Below are 18,626 nucleotides of genomic sequence, written 5' to 3'. Positions count from 1 at the left end.
CAAATTACTTAAAGAGATTAACCATAGTCGCAATCATCGCTGCAATAGAAGCTGTCGTACTTCCCATTCCCAGAATTTCAGTAGTAGTCATCTTCCTTTTCTGTTCTTTACTTGGAACAATTATTTCACAACCTGGTTCAATGGCTTTCTTGTTTCCTGCTCTTAAACGAGAAACTGTACCATTCATGTATATTACATAGACCTTGCGTTTCTTGGCGTCATTACCAAAGCCACCAGCCTGGTTGATGTAATATTTCAAGCTTTCACCCTTTTTATATAAAACTGTATTCGGATACATTACAGCACCGTTGATTTTCACTGTACTTACGTACTCCGGAACAAATAATACATCTCCCTCGCGAAGCACCATATCAGCATCTGAACCAGGATTTTTCAAGGCCTCTCCCAGATTTATACCTACAGAATAGGTATCGGACAAATCCAATCTTTTTACAGATATGGAATCTCCGCCTCCCGCTTGCGCCATACGCAGAGCATCTTCCTTACGGCGGAATTCTTCTTCGGTCATCCTACGTATAAGACGCGCTCCTTTTATATAAGCATCGGGAGTTACTCCACCAGCCTTAGCTATCAAGTCACTCAAACGTTCATTCTTTTTCGATAGTGCATAATTACCGCTAAAAAGGACTTCTCCGCCCACCATAACATTCTGTTGTTTAAAATAGGACGGACTCTTACGAACATAAATTTCATCAAAAGGCTCAAGATGGAAATCCTGGCTTCCTTCTCCCACCAATAAGCCATCTTTCAAATCAAAAGAGAAATTCTGGCCTACTGTAGTACTGAAAGATGTACTCTTCGGATCTTTCATGCGCCGTGCAACTTCAACCTTTGTTGTAGCCGCCGCCTCCAACAAGCCACCAGCCTGCAACACCAAATCCTCTACTGTCATTTTATCAGAATAAAGATATGTACCCGGATTGGCAACTTCACCATGAATGGTAAGTGTAGCTTCTTCCTTCAAGTCATGAATACTTGGAATATATAAAATGTCATTCTTCTGCAAAGGAATATCTGCAGCCGTCCCGTTCAGCAAACCTTTCACATCTACTTGTATAACCTCATGCGACAAGTCTTCAAGTTCACGATCGATTATAGCACGGTTTAAGAATGCATCTCCGCGAAGTCCTTCCGCTTTCTTAATCAGCTGCTTCACTGTATTCATCGTACCGTCCAACTGATACAAACCTTCACGATATACAGCACCGCGGATTTCCACACGATTCTCAAAACGCTGTAAAACGGAATCAACCGTTATCTTATCACCGTCATCTACGCGGAATACGGAATAATCCATCTCATCCACATTATAAATTTGATGCTCACGTCCACTTTTACGGATTATACGTAATGCTTTCTTATAAGCATCACCCGTAAAACCACCTGAATACTTCAATAATGTACCTACGGTTTCAGTGGGTTTCATTTCATAAAACATCGGACGTTTTACCTTACCTAATATCTGTACCAGTGACTGGTAAGGATCCACAAGAATTACATCACCATCCTGCAGACGGATGTCATCCTTCATTTTTCCTTTCATAAGTAAATCGTAAACATCCAAATCCGCTATTGTATTTCCATTGCGAATCACTTTAATACTGCGCAAACTACCAATCGGATTCACACCACCTGCACGATATAAAGCATGAAATACGGAAGCAAATGATGAGAGGGTATAAGTTCCGGGCACCACAACTTCACCCATAACGTTTACTTGAATAGAACGTATTTCTCCTAATGTCAGTTTAACTTGGGTAGACGGAACATTTCCGGTTACTCCAGAATATATTCTGGCAAATTCTTGTTTCAAATAATTATTGGCTTCCTTTACAGTTTTGCCACTCAGATAAACCGGTCCTAAATTATTCACAAGAATACTTCCTTCCGGAGAGATTGTTTGTCGAATCGTTGTTTCAGAAGCTCCCCACACATCAATAATCACCTCGTCACCAGGTCCCAGACGATAATTCTCGGGAGTAGCAACATTCACATTGGGTTCGAAAGTCAAATTATCGTTAGTAAAAATATTATGACCATAAATTTGCGAAGTCGGATCCTCTGTTTCCTTCTCTTGAGACAAGGAACGATTATCCATCATTTGTAAAGAATCCCCTGCAACATCCGTTTGTCTGGCAGAATAAGTTTCCGAAGTTGTACGCAGCCCTTTGACTACGCCACTCATTTCACCACGTTGACGAGAACGCTTCTCATCTTGGGTATTGCTCTGCGGACTTCCAGATTTAGAGTTTTCATACTTTTTCTGAATTCTTTCAACTTGTTCCTTTGTCACTCCCCGCCGCATTAATTCAGTAGTAATCTGCTTTTGATTTTTGCCCATCTGCTGAGCGCTTTTTACATACTGAACAACCTGATCATCTGACATCTGCTGAGCAAAAGCTACCCCTGACAAAGTAAATACCAAAAAGAATAGTGTTATTAATCTACGCATAAGATATTCTGATTAATCTTTTGAGTTCTTGTAATAAATATAAATCGGGCACAAAGGTAATATATTATTTTTATAATATACATTTATTCCACCTCTAAGTTTCAGAAAAAGCATTAAAAAGCTGTCACTTTCACGTCTTTTCATCGGGTAGAAGAAAGCGGAAAAATTGGCACTATTTTTTTCATTAGTCCAATCAAAATAGCCTTTTTTTCAGTATAACTATGTTGCACCAAGGCCAGCACTTCTTCCCGCACATGTTCATAATCATCAACAGATGCCTTTTCACGCTTTATCTTTTCACCGATTACAGAATCCAAAAGTCCATCCCCAGGCCCTCCCACAATGTACACTTCTCCCCCATCCCCCATGACTCCCACTTCCAGGGTGAGCATACAAGCTTCAGACAAGGTAATCAAACAATGAGTATTCGTCGGATACACCTCACCCAAACGTACTATGAACATATCAGTTTCCCTTGTGTCGCGTTTCAACCTGCAATCAGATGATTGCACATATATTTCCGCCACACGCTTACTATATTCCATAGCATTCTCCGGATGACGTGCATTAGCAGCAGATATCATAACCATACGGGACACTCTATACTTTGCCGCCAGGTCCGCAATATTCACTGTCCCCGATATATTCGTTTGAATTGCCTCCGATACAAAATCATCCATCAGTTGTACATGCTTATACGCAGCAGAATGAAAAACAAGTTGAGGACGTGTTTCTTCAAATATAGCCTCCATACGCGTACGGTTAGCAACATCTGCAACCAATACACGGACCTCCAGATTCTTCCAATGATCAGACAATTCCAACTGTACATCATACAATGGGGATTCTGCCTGATCTACCAGAATCAACTGATAAGGATTCAGTGTAGCCAACTGGCGAACGATTTCCCTTCCTACAGCTCCCGCCGCTCCCGTAACCATTACTCTACGCCCCTCGATATGGGCCGTAATTTTACGCATGTCAACTTGCACCGGTTCTCTACGGAGCCAATCTTCTATTTGAATGTCCTTTATCAGTCCATCGTCCATACAATCGCTTAAGGGAGGAACGGTCATTACATGAATATCATGAGAGAACAGTTTATCCAGCATTCCGGAATTTTCCAAATCCGACACCTTGCTTGGAGAGATAATGATTGTATCCACTTTCTTTTTCTTTAGACGGTCAAACAGCTGCTCATCATTGGGATATACCCTGCATCCCATCGTATGTTTACCTATCATATCAGGTTCGTCCGAAATAAAGCCACGCAGGCGATAATGATTATTACGACTAACTCTCAAGGATTTTGCAACATTGACTCCAGTCCCATGGAATCCATAAATAAAAACATTCACGCAATGACGTGCATCAAAAGCAATAGCTTCATAAAGCATCTTCACAGCAATGCGCATACAAGCCATCAGAGAGAAGGTGAACATATATGCCATAAACAGAATGCTGTTCGGCAAAGTTTCTCCAAGCCCCGAAACAGACCAACAGCAATTCCCTAAAAACAGTACAACATAGCTTATCGTAAGACTCCAAAACACACGATAAATATCTACAAAAGAGGAAAAACGGATAACACCCACATAAGTACGGAGAATATGAAAGAAACAGATATTACACAAGACAGCCCAAATGGTCAGCCATACATATAAAGAAATTTCATAAGATACGGACGAAAGCCTATATTGCAAAAAACATGCAGAAAGCATGGAAATCACAACGATAATTACATCTACCAACAGCACCGTCCATTTGGACGCTATGCGTGAAGAAAGATATTTATAATAGATTCTTAAATTCATAATCAGTATCAGACTTATTTGCTATAGGACCTACGACAAAGATGCTTCTTTTCGTTTTATTATCCAATTTTTATGGCAATAAAGTTCAAGACATTCAAATAGAAAATTATCCCACTAAAATATTTCTAAAAAAAACAGAGATTCTTTTTGCCTTTTCAAATAAAGATGTACCTTTGCACCCCGTAAACAAAAGCTTATTGCCGCTATAGCTCAGTTGGTAGAGCAACGCATTCGTAACGCGTAGGTCGCCAGTTCAAGTCTGGCTAGCGGCTCGATATTCAAGCACTGATTATCTGGAATAATCAGTGCTTTTTCTTTTCAAGAATCGTTAGAATAAAAAAACGCTCTTCTACCAATATATTTGCATAAAACATAATGCCCTTCCAAACAGTTTAATCCATAGCCGCATAATTATCCCAAAGCAAGTAAAGCAAGTTTAAAACAGCACCATCTGATTACAATGATAACTTGAAACATATAGGCACATTATTAAAAACATAATACACCTTATATTATACATAGTAATTCCCAATATTTGCGGCAACTTTTCAATAACCCGATTTTTCAATCTTAAATAAAGGATTGAGGTGATTGAAGAACACAAGCCAAAATCAAAAGGCTACCATAGGTTTCTATAACATACTATAAACAAATGAAAAGAATCAAATTATTTACAGCGGCTTTGCTGCTGGCGGCTATATCCGCAGGAAACGATGTGTGGGCGCTTTCCGATTCAAGAAAGAAAGACACGCGTCCGGTAAAATCACCCCAATTCTTCAGTGGAAACGCCAACCCGCTGCTTCCACCTCCTTCAATTCAGACTCTTTGCAGACTGTCTCTACAAAGATAGACACAGACAAAGACGGCATTCACGACCTTTATTTCGTGTTTAAAGGCAAGGAGCTGAAGGTAGATGAATGGATGTTTGAGAGATTTTGAGCTAGCCTTACTACGCTTTATTTCCACATTTACTAAGAATTATTCGTCCGACATCTGTTGCATTATCGTCCGACAGCTGTCGGACGATAATGCAACAGATGTCGGACGAATAAGCAACAACCGTCGGACGAATAATTCTCTGCAAGGAAAAACATAATCTATCGTAGCCCTCAAAGGTATTCAGCGCAATACCGGAAACTATTCATATGATAAGCACTACGCATTCGACCATCACTACAGATTCTCTCTGAAAAAAGCATGCTCCGACTATGTAGTTTCCAATAAAAAATGTATCTTGCGGAGATTTATTAAATACGATATGAACATGAAACCCTATCTAATCCCCTTCTTTGCAACTGTTGCACTGACCGCAACCGCTCAACAAAAAAACGAGATTACCAGCGTCCTCGAAATACTGGATGTAACCAACGGTAACCGGACTGTCGTAAAAGAATTTCCCTACCGGATTGAAGCTCCCAATTGGACGCCCGACGGGCAATGGCTGCTATACAACAGCGACGGAAAGCTTTACCGCCTTTCCCCCACCTCGCCTGCCGAACCGGAACTGATAAACACCGGATTTGCCCAAAACTGCAACAACGACCACGTCCTCTCGGCCGACGGACAGCAGATAGCCATCAGCCACGGGACGAAAGAAGACTATAAATCGCGCATTTATACACTTCCCATCACGGGCGGCACTCCCCGTTTAATAACACCTATGGCTCCCAGCTACCTCCACGGCTGGAGCCCCGACGGCAAAGAGCTTGCCTATTGCGCCGAACGAAACGGCAACTATGACGTCTATACCATCCCAGCGGAAGGAGGTGAAGAAACCCGCCTGACCACTGCCGAAGGTCTGGATGACGGACCGGAATATTCCCCCTGCGGACAATACATCTGGTTCAATTCCGTACGCACCGGACTCATGCAAGTCTGGCGCATGAAGGCAGACGGCTCCGAACAGACCCAGATGACCTTTGACGAAACCCGTAACTCCTGGTTCCCCCACATCTCCCCTGACGGAAAATCCGTTGTATTCATCACCTACTACAAAGGTGACCTGGAACCGGGAGAGCACCTGGCAAACAAGAACGTAGAGCTGCGCCTAATGCCCGCAAACGGTGGAGAACCCAAGACATTGTTAAAGCTTTTCGGTGGACAAGGCACCATCAATGTCAACTCATGGGCACCGGACAGCAAACGCATAGCCTTTGTCAGCTATCGAATTAACTGATATGACTTGATGGTTTTCACTCCATTTTTTACTAACTTTGCCCGACTAAAGATGCAGTAAAACAAAATGGAAAAGAAGAAAATCATTATCGGAACATTCGTCGCACTGATTCTTATTGGAGCAGCTTGTGCAGGAACAGTATACTACTATCTGTTTGCCCCGCAATTCCATCCGAAAAAGACAGTCTATATCTATATAGACCGCGACGACACCGCCGACTCCATATATAATAAGGTGGAACAACAAGGCCATCCTCGAAGCTTCACCGGCTTCCGCTGGATGGCCCAATACAAGAAATATTCCGAAAATATACACACCGGACGCTACGCCATCCGGCCGGGGGAAAACGTATATCACGTATTCAGCCGTCTGTACCGCGGATATCAAGAACCTACGAACCTCACCGTCGGCAGCGTACGCACACTGGACCGGCTGGCACGCAGCGTAGGCAAACAGCTCATGATAGACTCCACCGAAATAGCCGGATTGATGAACGACTCCGCATTCCAACAAAAACTGGGATACAACAAAGAGACCCTGCCCTGCCTCTTCATCCCCGAAACCTACCAAGTCTATTGGGACATGAGTGCAGAAGAGTTCTTCGAAAGAATGCAAAAAGAGCACCAGAAGTTCTGGAACCAGGAACGCTTAGACAAAGCCACCGCCATCGGAATGACCCCGACGGAAGTCTGCACCCTCGCCTCCATCGTCGAGGAAGAGACAAACAACAATCCCGAAAAACCAATGGTGGCAGGGCTCTACATCAACCGCCTGCACACCGGCATGCCTCTGCAAGCCGACCCTACCATCAAATTTGCCTTGCAGGACTTCGGCTTGCGGAGAATTACGAATGCCCATCTGGCAGTAGAATCCCCCTACAATACCTATCTCAACACCGGACTACCTCCCGGTCCCATACGCATCCCCTCACCCATCGGGCTGGATGCTGTGCTGAACCATACGAAACACAACTACCTCTACATGTGTGCCAAAGAGGACTTCTCGGGCACCCATAACTTTGCATCCAATTATGCCGAGCACATGAAAAATGCAAGAAAATATTGGAATGCATTAAACGAAAGAAAGATTTTCAAGTAATCTGCTGATAAAATAAAAGCAAAATCCTATATTTGCGTCAAATATTAATCCATGACTAACACTTAAATATTCAGATATGAGCAAGCAACTCTTACTTGGCGATGAAGCCATTGCACAAGCTGCATTAGACGCCGGACTTTCGGGTGTATATGCCTATCCCGGCACTCCTTCTACGGAAATCACCGAATATATTCAGATGGCACCGATTACTGCCGAAAAGAACATCCATAACCGCTGGTGCTCCAACGAGAAAACTGCAATGGAGGCTGCCCTGGGCATGTCCTTTGCAGGCAAGCGTTCACTGGTGTGCATGAAGCACGTGGGTATGAACGTGGCTGCCGACTGTTTCATCAACTCTGCCATTACCGGCGTAAAAGGTGGTCTTATAATCATTGCTGCCGACGACCCCAGCATGCATTCCTCTCAGAACGAGCAGGACAGCCGTTTCTATGGCGACTTCTCTCTCATCCCGATGTACGAACCAAGCAACCAGCAGGAAGCATACGACATGGTGTACAACGGATTCAACTTCTCCGAACAGACCGGCGAACCCATCCTGATGCGCATGGTTACGCGCCTGGCACACTCCCGTTCCGGCGTAGAGCGCAAGGAGCAACAACCGCAGAATGAGATTTCCTTCAGCGAAGACCCGCGTCAGTTCATCCTCCTGCCGGGTAATGCACGCAAACGTTACAAAGCATTGCTGCAACGCCAGGACGAATTTATCAAAGCTTCTGAAAACTCCGCTTACAACAAATATACCGACGGCCCCAACAAAAAGCTGGGTATCGTGGCATGCGGCATCGGCTACAACTACCTGATGGAGAACTATCCCGAAGGTTGCGAATATCCGGTACTGAAAATCGGACAATACCCGTTGCCCAAGAAACAGCTGATGCAGCTGGTAGAAGCATGTGACGAGATTCTGGTACTGGAAGACGGACAACCGTTCGTAGAAAAACAGCTGAAAGGCTATCTGGGCATCGGCATCAAAGTAAAAGGCCGTTTGGACGGCACTCTTTCACAAGACGGAGAGCTGAACCCGGACAGCGTGGCACGTGCCGTAGGCAAGGAGAACAAGGCTGAATTCAGCGTTCCTTCTCTGGTAGAGATGCGCCCGCCCGCTTTGTGCGAGGGTTGCGGCCATCGCGACATGTACACGGTGCTGACCCAAGTATTGAAAGAAGAATATCCCACTTATAAGGTGTTCAGCGACATTGGTTGCTACACGCTGGGAGCCAATGCCCCATTCAACGCCATTAACTCTTGCGTGGATATGGGCGCCTCCATCACCATGGCGAAGGGTGCTTCGGATGCCGGCCTGCATCCTGCCGTAGCCGTCATCGGCGACTCCACCTTCACCCACTCGGGCATGACGGGACTGCTGGATTGCGTCAACGAAAACGCCGACGTCACCATCGTCATCTCCGACAACGAAACCACCGCCATGACCGGAGGACAAGATTCTGCCGGCACCGGACGTCTGGAAGCCATCTGCGCCGGCATCGGTGTAGCTCCCGAACACATCCGCGTCGTAGTGCCCTTGAAGAAAAACTACGAAGAGATGAAGCAAATCATCCGGGAAGAAATCGAGCACCACGGCGTATCCGTCATCATCCCCCGCAGAGAATGTATCCAAACATTAGCACGCAAAAAAAGAAACAAGTAAAGCCATGAAAAAAGACATCATACTTTCCGGCGTAGGAGGACAAGGTATCCTCTCCATCGCCACTGTAATCGGCAAAGCAGCCCTCAAGGACGGACTCTACATGAAGCAGGCAGAAGTACACGGCATGAGCCAGCGAGGCGGCGACGTGCAGTCCAACCTGCGCATCAGCGACCAACCCATCGCTTCGGACCTCATTCCCACAGGAAAATGCGACCTCATCATCTCCCTGGAACCGATGGAAGCACTGCGCTACCTCCCCTACCTCAGCCCCGAAGGTTGGCTGGTGACCAATGAAGCCCCCTTCATCAACATTCCCAACTATCCGGCAGAAGAAGACATCAAGGCCGAAATCAACAAGCTGCCGCATAAAATCATGCTGAACGTAAACGAAGTGGCAAAAGAAGTCGGCTCTCCCCGCGTAGCGAACATCGTACTGCTGGGCGCCACCATCCCCTTCCTCGGCATCGACTACGCAAAGGTGCAAGACAGCATCCGCGAAATCTTCCAACGCAAGGGCGACGCCATTGTAGAGCTGAACCTCAAAGCGTTGGCTGCCGGCAAAGAGATTGCTGAAAAACTGATGTAAACTATAATTGACTCTAAATTTCAACATACCATGAATAACAAATACTGGGAAGAAGAGATTGAAACGATGCCCCGTGAGCAGTTGCGCGAACTGCAACTGCAACGGTTAAAAAAGACTGTCAGCATTGCCGCCAACTCTCCTTATTATAAAAAGGTATTCCAAGAGCATGGCATCACTGCCGACAGCATCCGGTCTGTAGAAGACATACGTAAGATACCGTTTACCACCAAGGCCGATATGCGCGCCAATTATCCTTTTGGATTAGTAGCAGGCGATATGCGTGAGGACGGAGTACGTATCCATTCTTCCAGTGGTACTACGGGCACGCCGACGGTCATCGTACACTCCCAACACGATTTGGACTCTTGGGCTAACTTAGTGGCACGCTGCCTCTATATGGTAGGTATCCGTAAGACGGATGTTTTCCAAAACAGCTCCGGTTACGGCATGTTCACCGGAGGACTGGGCTTTCAGTATGGAGCCGAACGTCTGGGTGCGCTGACTGTTCCTGCCGCTGCCGGAAACAGCAAGCGTCAGATAAAGTTCATCACCGACTTCAAGACCACTGCCCTGCATGCCATTCCCAGCTATGCCATCCGCTTGGCAGAGGTATTCCAGGAAGAAGGGATGGACCCCGCCGGCACAAGTCTGAAAACGCTTGTTATCGGTGCCGAACCCCACACAGACGAGCAACGCAGAAAGATTGAACGCATGCTTGGCGTCAAAGCCTACAACAGCTTTGGTATGACTGAAATGAACGGTCCCGGCGTAGCCTTCGAGTGCACCGAACAAGACGGCATGCACTTCTGGGAAGATTGCTACCTGGTCGAAATCATTAACCCGGAAACCGGCGAACCCGTACCGGAAGGTGAAATCGGCGAACTGGTACTGACAACGCTGGACAGAGAGATGATGCCCCTCATCCGCTACCGTACACGCGACCTTACCCGCATCCTGCCCGGCAAGTGCCCTTGCGGACGTACCCACATCCGTATAGACCGCATCAAAGGCCGTAGCGACGATATGTTCATCATCAAGGGAGTCAATATCTTCCCCATGCAGGTGGAAAAGGTGCTGGTACAATTCCCCGAATTGGGCAGCAATTACCTCATCACGCTCGAAACGGTCAATAACCAGGATGAGATGATTGTGGAAGTTGAACTTAGCGACCTCTCTACCGACAATTACATCGAGCTGCAAAAGATTAGCAAAGCCATTACCCGCCAGCTGAAAGACGAGATTCTGGTAACTCCGAAGTTACGGTTGGTAAAGAAAGGTTCCTTGCCGCAGAGCGAAGGAAAAGCCGTCAGGGTAAAAGACTTACGGGACAACAAATAAACTTAAAAAAACTCTTTTCAAAACAGACCATCTGTTCACCCGATACAGATGGTCTGTCTTGTATAAACACATCATCTATCTTCCCTTGACACATCATCTGTTTCAGCATCACGTATCATCGTTTCACAATCACCCACATCCGCATAAAACGAAAGAGGAACGGTTATCCAAACAGATTACCGTTCCTCTTTTATAGAAAGCCGCACCGATGATGTGATGAAACTCCGTATGACATGATTTGAGTGCTCCTCCTCTTTGTAATCCACCGACTCAAGAGTTACCCCGAAGGGCGTGGCCCGCCATTGAGAAGCGAAGCTTGTCTCGGTATTTCATAAAAATTGATGAGTTTCCCGATCCAATCAATGCGGCTATTTTTTCTATAACAAAGGTAATGAGTTTCTATGAAAGAAACAAGTAAAAGCAGTAAATTGTTTCAAGTCCTTTTCAAGTTTTAACCCCTCCCCGGAGTATCAGAAAACAAAAAGTGCTGACTACCAAAAGAGTAATCAGCACCTCGTAATTTATCTGCTAACTGTTTTTATGCAGCCTTTGCTTTAGCAACGATAGCCTTGAAAGCTTCCGGATGGTTCATCGCTAAATCAGCCAACACTTTGCGGTTGATTTCGATACCAGCTTTATGCAAAGCGCCCATCAGCTTAGAGTAAGACATACCTTCCAGACGAGCAGCAGCGTTGATACGCTGAATCCACAAAGCACGGAAGTTTCTTTTCTTGTTCTTACGGTCACGGAACGCATAGGTCAAACCTTTTTCCCAAGTATTCTTGGCAACGGTCCAAACGTTCTTTCTTGCACCAAAGTAACCTCTGGTCAATTTCAAAATTTTCTTTCTTCTTGCTTTAGAAGCAACATGATTTACTGATCTTGGCATAGTTTTACTTGTTTTTGAATGTTAGCGCCGTTACTTCACGCAGCGGACTTAAAGCTAATGCATTCGGTTAATAACTTTAATACTTTTGTACGCTTTTCAATTACTTCATTGCTAAGAGCTCTTTCACCTGGCTTACATCTGTTGTACTAACAAGTGTAGAGTAGCACAAGTTTCTTTTCTGCTTCTTAGTTTTCTTAGTCAGGATGTGACTATGAAAAGCGTGCTTTCTTTTGATTTTACCTGTTCCGGTAAGAGTAAATCTCTTTTTAGAACCGGAGTTAGTCTTCATCTTTGGCATCTTTTTTAAACTTTTTAATTATTAAATTATATGGCAACGCACTATACCTATGGCGTTACTCACTTCTTTATTCTTCTTCGGTTTCAGCCGACGCAGCCTTTGGCGCATCTTCTGCAGGCTTGGGAGCCGCGCTCTTCTTAGGTGCCGCCACTTTCTTCGGAGAGAGCTGGATTGTCATTCTCTTTCCTTCCAAAACCGGCATTTGGTCTACCTTCGCATAGTCTTCCAAATCATTGGCAAAACGGAGCAGCAACACTTCACCTTGCTCTTTGAACAAGATGGAACGTCCTTTAAAGAATACGTAGGCCTTCACCTTGTCACCATCTTCCAAAAAGCCTTTAGCATGCTTCAACTTGAAGTTATAGTCATGGTCATCTGTCTGAGGTCCAAAACGTATTTCCTTCACGTTCACTTTTACCTGCTTTGCCTTTTGCTCTTTCTGACGCTTCTTTAACTGATAAAGAAATTTAGAATAATCAATAATACGACAAACAGGGGGTTGTGCATTTGGAGAAATCTCCACGAGATCCGCTTCATGTTCTTCAGCAAGTCTTAAAGCCTGCGCTATCGGATACACTTTTGGTTCTACTTCATCGCCCACTATGCGGACTTCTTTGGCCCGGATTTGTTCGTTAATCCGATGTTGCCCTTTTAAGCTGTCATTCTTCATTAAATAACGTTTACTTCCAGTTTGTTTCTTATTTACTATTCCCAAATTAATGTTTTTGTTAAGTAAAAGCGAACTTTAGAACATCTAATATATGCTATGCTTCTACAATTGGGCGCAAAGTTACCATTTATTTATCATATTCTGAACTTCTTCGTTCATTTTTTTGGCAAATTCTTCAAATTTCATGGTTCCTTTATCACCTTCTCCCTGCTTGCGGACAGCAACTTCCTTGTTTTCAGCCTCCTTTTCACCTACAACCAGCATGTACGGAATACGCTTCATCTCATTGTCACGAATCTTACGACCAATCTTTTCATTGCGCTCATCCACAATGGCACGGATGTCATATCGCTTCAAGTATTGTTTCACTTCATGCGCATAGTCGTTGAACTTCTCGCTGATAGGCAGGATGGCAACCTGGTCGGGAGTCAGCCACAACGGGAACTTACCGGCCGTATGCTCAATAAGCACAGCCACGAAGCGTTCCATGGAGCCGAACGGAGCACGGTGAACCATTACGGGACGGTGCTTCTGATTGTCGGCACCGGTATATTCCAGCTGGAAACGTTCCGGCAGGTTGTAGTCCACCTGGATGGTACCCAGCTGCCAACGGCGACCGATGGCATCCTTCACCATGAAGTCCAATTTAGGACCATAGAAAGCGGCTTCTCCATATTCTATTTTTGCCTTCAGACCCTTTTCTTCACAAGCTTCGATGATGGCTCGTTCTGCTTTTTCCCAGTTCTCGTCGCTACCGATATATTTTTCGCGGTTCACCTTGTCGCGCAAGGAAATCTGTGCCTCGAAGTTCTCGAAGTCCATAGATTCGAACACGATGGAGATAATGTCCATTACACGGAGGAACTCATCCTTCACCTGGTCCGGACGGCAGAAGATATGCGCATCATCCTGCGTAAAGCTACGTACACGTGTCAAACCGTGCAACTCGCCACTCTGCTCGTAACGGCAAACCGTACCGAACTCTGCCAAACGTAAAGGCAGGTCTTTGTAAGAACGGGGTGAGTTCTTGTAAATCATACAGTGGTGAGGACAGTTCATCGGTTTCAAGAAGTATTCCTCTCCTTCTTCCGGTGTGTGGATGGGCTGGAAGGAGTCCTTACCATATTTTGCATAGTGTCCGGAAGTGATGTAAAGCAATTTGTTGCCGATGGGCGGACACATTACTTCCTGATAATCGTAACGGGCCTGAATGCGGCGCAAGAAGTCCTGCAAGCGGATACGCAGTGCAGTACCTTTGGGTAGCCACATCGGGAGCCCCTTACCTACGGTGTCAGAAAACATGAACAAGTCCATCTCCTTACCGATTTTGCGGTGGTCACGCTTCTTGGCTTCTTCCAGCAGAACAAGATACTCATCCAGCATCTTCTTCTTCGGGAAGGTGATACCATAGATACGGGTCATCATCTTACGGTCCTCCTGTCCACGCCAATAAGCACCGGCAACGGAAGTCAGCTTGATAGCTTTGATAGGCGCTGTGGTCATCAAGTGAGGGCCACGGCACAAGTCGGTAAATGCACCCTGCGTATAAGTTGTGATGTGGCCGTCTTCCAATTCGGAAATCAGCTCGCATTTATAAGTTTCTCCACGGTCACCGAACATCTTCAAAGCATCCGCCTTGGCAATGTCTTGTCTGACAACCGCTTCTTTCTTAGCCACCAGTTCAGCCATCTTTTTCTCAATGGCTGGCAGGTCAGCTTCCTTGATAGTCGTTTCACCCGGGTCCACATCATAGTAGAAACCGTTTTCGATAGCAGGACCTATACCGAACTGGATGCCCGGATAGAGTTCCTGCAAAGCTTCGGCCAGCAAGTGGGCACTGGTATGCCAAAAGGCATGCTTACCCTGCTCATCCTCCCATTTATAAAGAACCACTTCAGCGTCTTGCATGATAGGACGCCCCAAATCATAAATTTCTCCGTTCACGCCACAAGCCAGCACGTCTTGTGCCAATCGCGAACTGATGCTTTCTGCAATCTGCAGTCCCGTTACTCCTTCGTTATATTCACGAACAGAGCCGTCTGGAAATGTTATCTTTATCATAGTTTATATGTATATTTCATTTTTCAGAACGCAAAAATAGCTAATTCTTTTTGATATTCTATTTTTTAGCAAAAAAATGTTATTCCCGTGTATCTGTAAACCTCTTTATGATATTATAGGCCGAGACAATGCCCAACTCTCCGGCTTTACTCAAATCGGCAATACCTTGTTTGTTATTCCCCAGGAAGATGTGCGTCAACCCACGGTTAAAGTATGCTTCAGCAAAATCGGGACTCAGCTCAATCGCCTTGTCATAATCCGCCAAGGCGGCACGGTAATCCTTCAGTAACGAAGACACATTGCCACGGTTATAATAGCCATAGACAAAATCAGGAGCCAATAGAATAACGTGGTCCAGGTCATTCTTCACAACTTCATAATCGATGGCCGTCACTTCTGGCTTCTTCATTTCCGTTGTACCCGAAGTGGCGCCTTCACTCATTGTGGCTTCGGCCTTTTTATATTCCAGTTGCTTATAACGCACCAAAGCACGCATAAAGTATGCCGGGAAGAAAGTGTCGTCCAACAAGATACTCTTTGTAAAGTCATCTATGGAACTGGCAAAATCCTGAACCAGATAGAAATCCAGACCTCTCATGAAACGTTTCTTGGCGTTCTTCTCGTCAGCCACCACATCAGACGTATGAGCGTCTATCAAAGCAAAGTGGAAGCGTACTTGTTCCTCCGTCAACGGAGCTTCCATATTGGTGATGCGCAGTGGCTTCGGGAACAGTTTCGAATGGTTCAGTTCCTCAATATACTTATGATAATGTACGATACGCTTCACATCGCTCAGTTTCTCATAATAAGTCAAAGCATACATCGGCTCGAGCTTGATGGTCACATTCCGGTCTTGTACACGTCCGCGATAATCGCTCTTATAACGCTGGTCAGCTTCCGAATCGTCCGCTATTACAATTTTCCGATAATTTTCCATGTTCTTGTCGGATTTCTTACGGGTCTTCCCACCATCTCCATTGGAGTTTTCCGAGGAATTATCCGCAACATCCTTACTGTCGTCACCTTCCTTTTTGTCACCAGAAGAAACACCGTTACGCTTGTCTATCTGCATCTTCATGATTTTGAACTCATCCTGCTCGGCTCCCTTATGGTCGCCAATCTTTTTACGGGCTTCGGCACGCTGATAATAGCCGGCCATAAAGTTAGGATATTCTGCAATCACTTTGGAATAGTCACTGATAGCTCCCCGGTAATCCCCCGTCTGCGCACGTAACAAACCACGATTGAAGGTGGCCATCATGTTATCCGGTTCCATCTTCAACACAAAATCAAAATCCTCTATTGCCCGGTTGTCATCGCCCACCTGGGCACGCAGCAAACCGCGGTTGTAGTGCCCGAGAAAATTATTCGGATCAATATCCAAAGCCAAATCATAGTCACTCATGGCGCCTCTCAAATTATTCTGATGGAAACGCGCCAAGGCACGGTTGATATAGTTACCGGCATTCTTTGCACTCAGATGGATAGACTGGTCCAAATCAGCTTCAGCCTCTTTATACTTCCCCTGTTGGAGGCGTACAATGGCTCTTGCCCCCCATCCATCCGGGTCATAACGGTCCATATCGATGGCTTTGTCAAAATCACGCAAAGCTTGTATCGTATCATTCTGTTTCAGGGAGACTTCCCCGCGCATCAGATAGGCACGTGTATATCTGGGGGCAATTGTCAGAAGCGTACCCAAATCTTCCTTAGCCGCCTCATAATCTTCTTTCTGAATATGGCAAAGGGAAAGATTATGCCAAAGCACCACATTCTCCGGGTCGTATTTGATGGCAGTTTTATAATCTTCAATCGCCTCGTCAAACTTGTTCTGACGGATACGTGCCAATCCTCTGATTTGGTAAGCACCTACCACAAAAGGGTTCCGCTGAATCGCAGCATCACAATCACTCTCCGCTCCCTGATAGTCATCCAAATTGATTTTTGCCAGTCCACGGAAGAAATAAGGCTCATATAAATAAGGTTTCGCGTTGATTACCTGATTAAAATATTGGATAGAAAGCACGTAATCCTCAAAATACAATGCATTCCGAGCAATGGTCATCACCCGTTCCGTATTGATTTGTGCATACAACAATGTGGGTAACAGCAAAATAGCCGTCAGTATTTTTTTTATCATCTTGTTTTATAAATGCTTGTAAACGAAACAAAAGTAACGTTTTTCGTTTACTTGTCGGGATTAGCGGAACACTTTTTATATTTTTTGAGCCTTTTATACCATATTATATGGTTAAACTTATTTCTTTACGGTTTTCACCTTATAAGTGCAGTGTGCCTTGCCTTTCAACATGGCATTCAGTTTTCCTTTAATCATCTGCTTGCGTAACGGAGACAAATGGTCGATGAACATCTTTCCTTCCAGATGGTCGAACTCGTGCTGCATCACGCGTGCCAGGTAACCTTCGATAATCTCATCGTGCGGTTCCAAGTTCTCGTCCAGGTATTGCACGCGTATTTTGTTGCCACGCTTCACTGATTCATGAATTCCTGGAAGGCTCAAGCAACCCTCGTCCATAGAAACTTCCTCACCGGACACTTCCAGAATATGGGCATTGATATACGCCTTGCGGAAATCTTTATATTCTGGCAAATCATCAGACAAGACATCCAGATTAATGGTTACTACGCGGATAGGCAAACCTATTTGCGGTGCAGCAAGTCCCACACCTTCAGCATTGTCCATCGTTTCAAACATATTCTCAATAAGTTCTTTCAAATTCGGATAGTCCGGGGCAATATCCTCTGCTACCTTTCTCAATACGGGCTGGCCGTACACATAAATGGGTAAAATCATTTCCTTTACTACAAATTACTAATTACAAATTACTTTCTATACATTATAAAAAAGAGAAACGTTTGTTCTCTAAATAAGTTTGCAGAATAATAGTTGCACTGATTTCATCCACCAGCGCTTTGTTTTGGCGGTCCTTCTTTTTCAATCCGGCCTCAAGCATCGTCCGATGAGCCAGAACAGAAGTAAAACGCTCGTCTACATATTCAACCGGCATGTCAGGCAGTTTCTTCTTCAGCGAACGGACAAAAGGTTCGATATTCTTCATATTTTCCGAAGCCTCATTGTTCATCTGCTTAGGAAAGCCTACCAAGATACGCTCTACCGGCTCCTTAGCCACATAATCAAGAAGAAACTGCAACAATTGGTGTGTAGGCACAGTTGTCAGTCCATTCGCAATCATCTGCAATGTATCACTCACGGCTATTCCCGTGCGTTTCCGACCGTAGTCTATGGCTATTATTCTACTCATAATGGGCTACAAAATTACGATTAAAATTTGAATTCCGCCGTTAATCTTACATATATAATACAGAAAAAGGGATGTCTGATAGTATCAAACATCCCCTCCTCTGATTTTTTCACTAATTATTTCAAATGAATTTTGTATGTCAACCCTCCACTGAAATATTTCATCCTCTGCATTTCCACCTGCACATGCAGATGCTTGAACAACAGATAAGTGGCTCCCAAGGCAAAGTCCTTGGAGTCATATTCCGCTATCATCCTTAACTGCGGATGA

The 18,626-nt window shown here is 45.0% G+C and carries 15 protein-coding genes and 1 tRNA gene; 7 read left to right on the top strand and 9 right to left on the bottom strand.

Annotated elements, in window-relative coordinates; genetic code table 11:
• Positions 1-4: 4 nt before the first annotated feature.
• The gene (locus DW096_RS05660; protein ID WP_117962626.1) at positions 5-2,473 is read right to left on the bottom strand and encodes an SLBB domain-containing protein; all 2,469 of its coding nucleotides are present in this window, start codon (positions 2,471-2,473) and stop codon (positions 5-7) included.
• Between the two features lie 140 nt (positions 2,474-2,613).
• Positions 2,614-4,287: an SDR family NAD(P)-dependent oxidoreductase gene (locus tag DW096_RS05655; protein WP_057097971.1), complete on the bottom strand. Its 1,674-nt coding sequence runs from the start codon at positions 4,285-4,287 to the stop codon at positions 2,614-2,616.
• Between the two features lie 199 nt (positions 4,288-4,486).
• On the opposite strand from DW096_RS05655, the gene DW096_RS05650 reads away from it, so the two are divergent.
• From DW096_RS05650 to DW096_RS05620, 7 genes are all read left to right on the top strand, one after another.
• Positions 4,487-4,559 (top strand) — tRNA-Thr (locus tag DW096_RS05650).
• Between the two features lie 445 nt (positions 4,560-5,004).
• A complete protein-coding gene (locus tag DW096_RS19385; protein ID WP_034523134.1) occupies positions 5,005-5,226 on the top strand; it encodes a hypothetical protein in 222 nt (73 codons plus the stop codon).
• A 325-nt stretch (positions 5,227-5,551) separates the two neighbouring features.
• A complete protein-coding gene (locus DW096_RS05640; RefSeq protein ID WP_005836075.1) occupies positions 5,552-6,463 on the top strand; it encodes a TolB family protein in 912 nt (303 codons plus the stop codon).
• A gap of 66 nt (positions 6,464-6,529) precedes the next feature.
• Entirely contained in the window at positions 6,530-7,561 is a 1,032-nt protein-coding gene (gene mltG / locus DW096_RS05635) for an endolytic transglycosylase MltG (RefSeq protein ID WP_044467511.1), read from the top strand.
• Positions 7,562-7,637: 76 nt separating this feature from the next.
• Positions 7,638-9,230, top strand: a complete 1,593-nt coding sequence (locus DW096_RS05630; protein ID WP_016273438.1) for a thiamine pyrophosphate-dependent enzyme — start codon at positions 7,638-7,640, stop codon at positions 9,228-9,230.
• A gap of 4 nt (positions 9,231-9,234) precedes the next feature.
• Complete coding sequence (locus DW096_RS05625) at positions 9,235-9,816, top strand: indolepyruvate oxidoreductase subunit beta (RefSeq protein ID WP_009036846.1); 582 nt, start codon at positions 9,235-9,237, stop codon at positions 9,814-9,816.
• 30 nt (positions 9,817-9,846) lie between these two features.
• Positions 9,847-11,154 (top strand): phenylacetate--CoA ligase, encoded by a 1,308-nt coding sequence (locus DW096_RS05620; RefSeq protein ID WP_057088188.1) that lies wholly within the window; start codon positions 9,847-9,849, stop codon positions 11,152-11,154.
• A 538-nt stretch (positions 11,155-11,692) separates the two neighbouring features.
• Here DW096_RS05620 and rplT read toward each other — a convergent pair.
• The 7 genes from rplT to ruvX form a co-directional block, all read right to left on the bottom strand.
• Positions 11,693-12,043, bottom strand: coding sequence for a 50S ribosomal protein L20 (gene rplT / locus DW096_RS05615; protein ID WP_004289896.1), 351 nt, complete (start codon positions 12,041-12,043; stop codon positions 11,693-11,695).
• Positions 12,044-12,143: 100 nt separating this feature from the next.
• Positions 12,144-12,341 (bottom strand): 50S ribosomal protein L35, encoded by a 198-nt coding sequence (rpmI, locus tag DW096_RS05610; RefSeq protein ID WP_005827880.1) that lies wholly within the window; start codon positions 12,339-12,341, stop codon positions 12,144-12,146.
• Positions 12,342-12,408: 67 nt separating this feature from the next.
• Positions 12,409-13,011, bottom strand: a complete 603-nt coding sequence (gene infC, locus DW096_RS05605; protein WP_005827878.1) for a translation initiation factor IF-3 — start codon at positions 13,009-13,011, stop codon at positions 12,409-12,411.
• Positions 13,012-13,131: 120 nt separating this feature from the next.
• Positions 13,132-15,072 carry a threonine--tRNA ligase gene (gene thrS / locus DW096_RS05600; protein WP_005836068.1) on the bottom strand — a complete coding sequence of 647 codons (1,941 nt, stop codon included), beginning with the start codon at positions 15,070-15,072 and terminating at the stop codon, positions 13,132-13,134.
• A gap of 79 nt (positions 15,073-15,151) precedes the next feature.
• A complete protein-coding gene (locus DW096_RS05595) occupies positions 15,152-17,212 on the bottom strand; it encodes a tetratricopeptide repeat protein (RefSeq protein ID WP_005827873.1) in 2,061 nt (686 codons plus the stop codon).
• Positions 17,213-17,329: 117 nt separating this feature from the next.
• Positions 17,330-17,887, bottom strand: coding sequence for a peptide deformylase (gene def, locus DW096_RS05590; protein ID WP_005827872.1), 558 nt, complete (start codon positions 17,885-17,887; stop codon positions 17,330-17,332).
• Positions 17,888-17,930: 43 nt separating this feature from the next.
• Positions 17,931-18,356, bottom strand: coding sequence for a Holliday junction resolvase RuvX (ruvX, locus tag DW096_RS05585; RefSeq protein ID WP_005836066.1), 426 nt, complete (start codon positions 18,354-18,356; stop codon positions 17,931-17,933).
• Between the last annotated feature and the right edge of the window lie 270 nt (positions 18,357-18,626).

Origin of the sequence: Bacteroides sp. AM07-18 (assembly GCF_003602695.1) — a bacterium.
In the GTDB taxonomy this organism is placed as follows: domain Bacteria; phylum Bacteroidota; class Bacteroidia; order Bacteroidales; family Bacteroidaceae; genus Bacteroides; species Bacteroides uniformis.
Note: the sequence above shows the minus strand (reverse complement) of the source record. Positions and strands in the feature narration are given on the sequence as shown.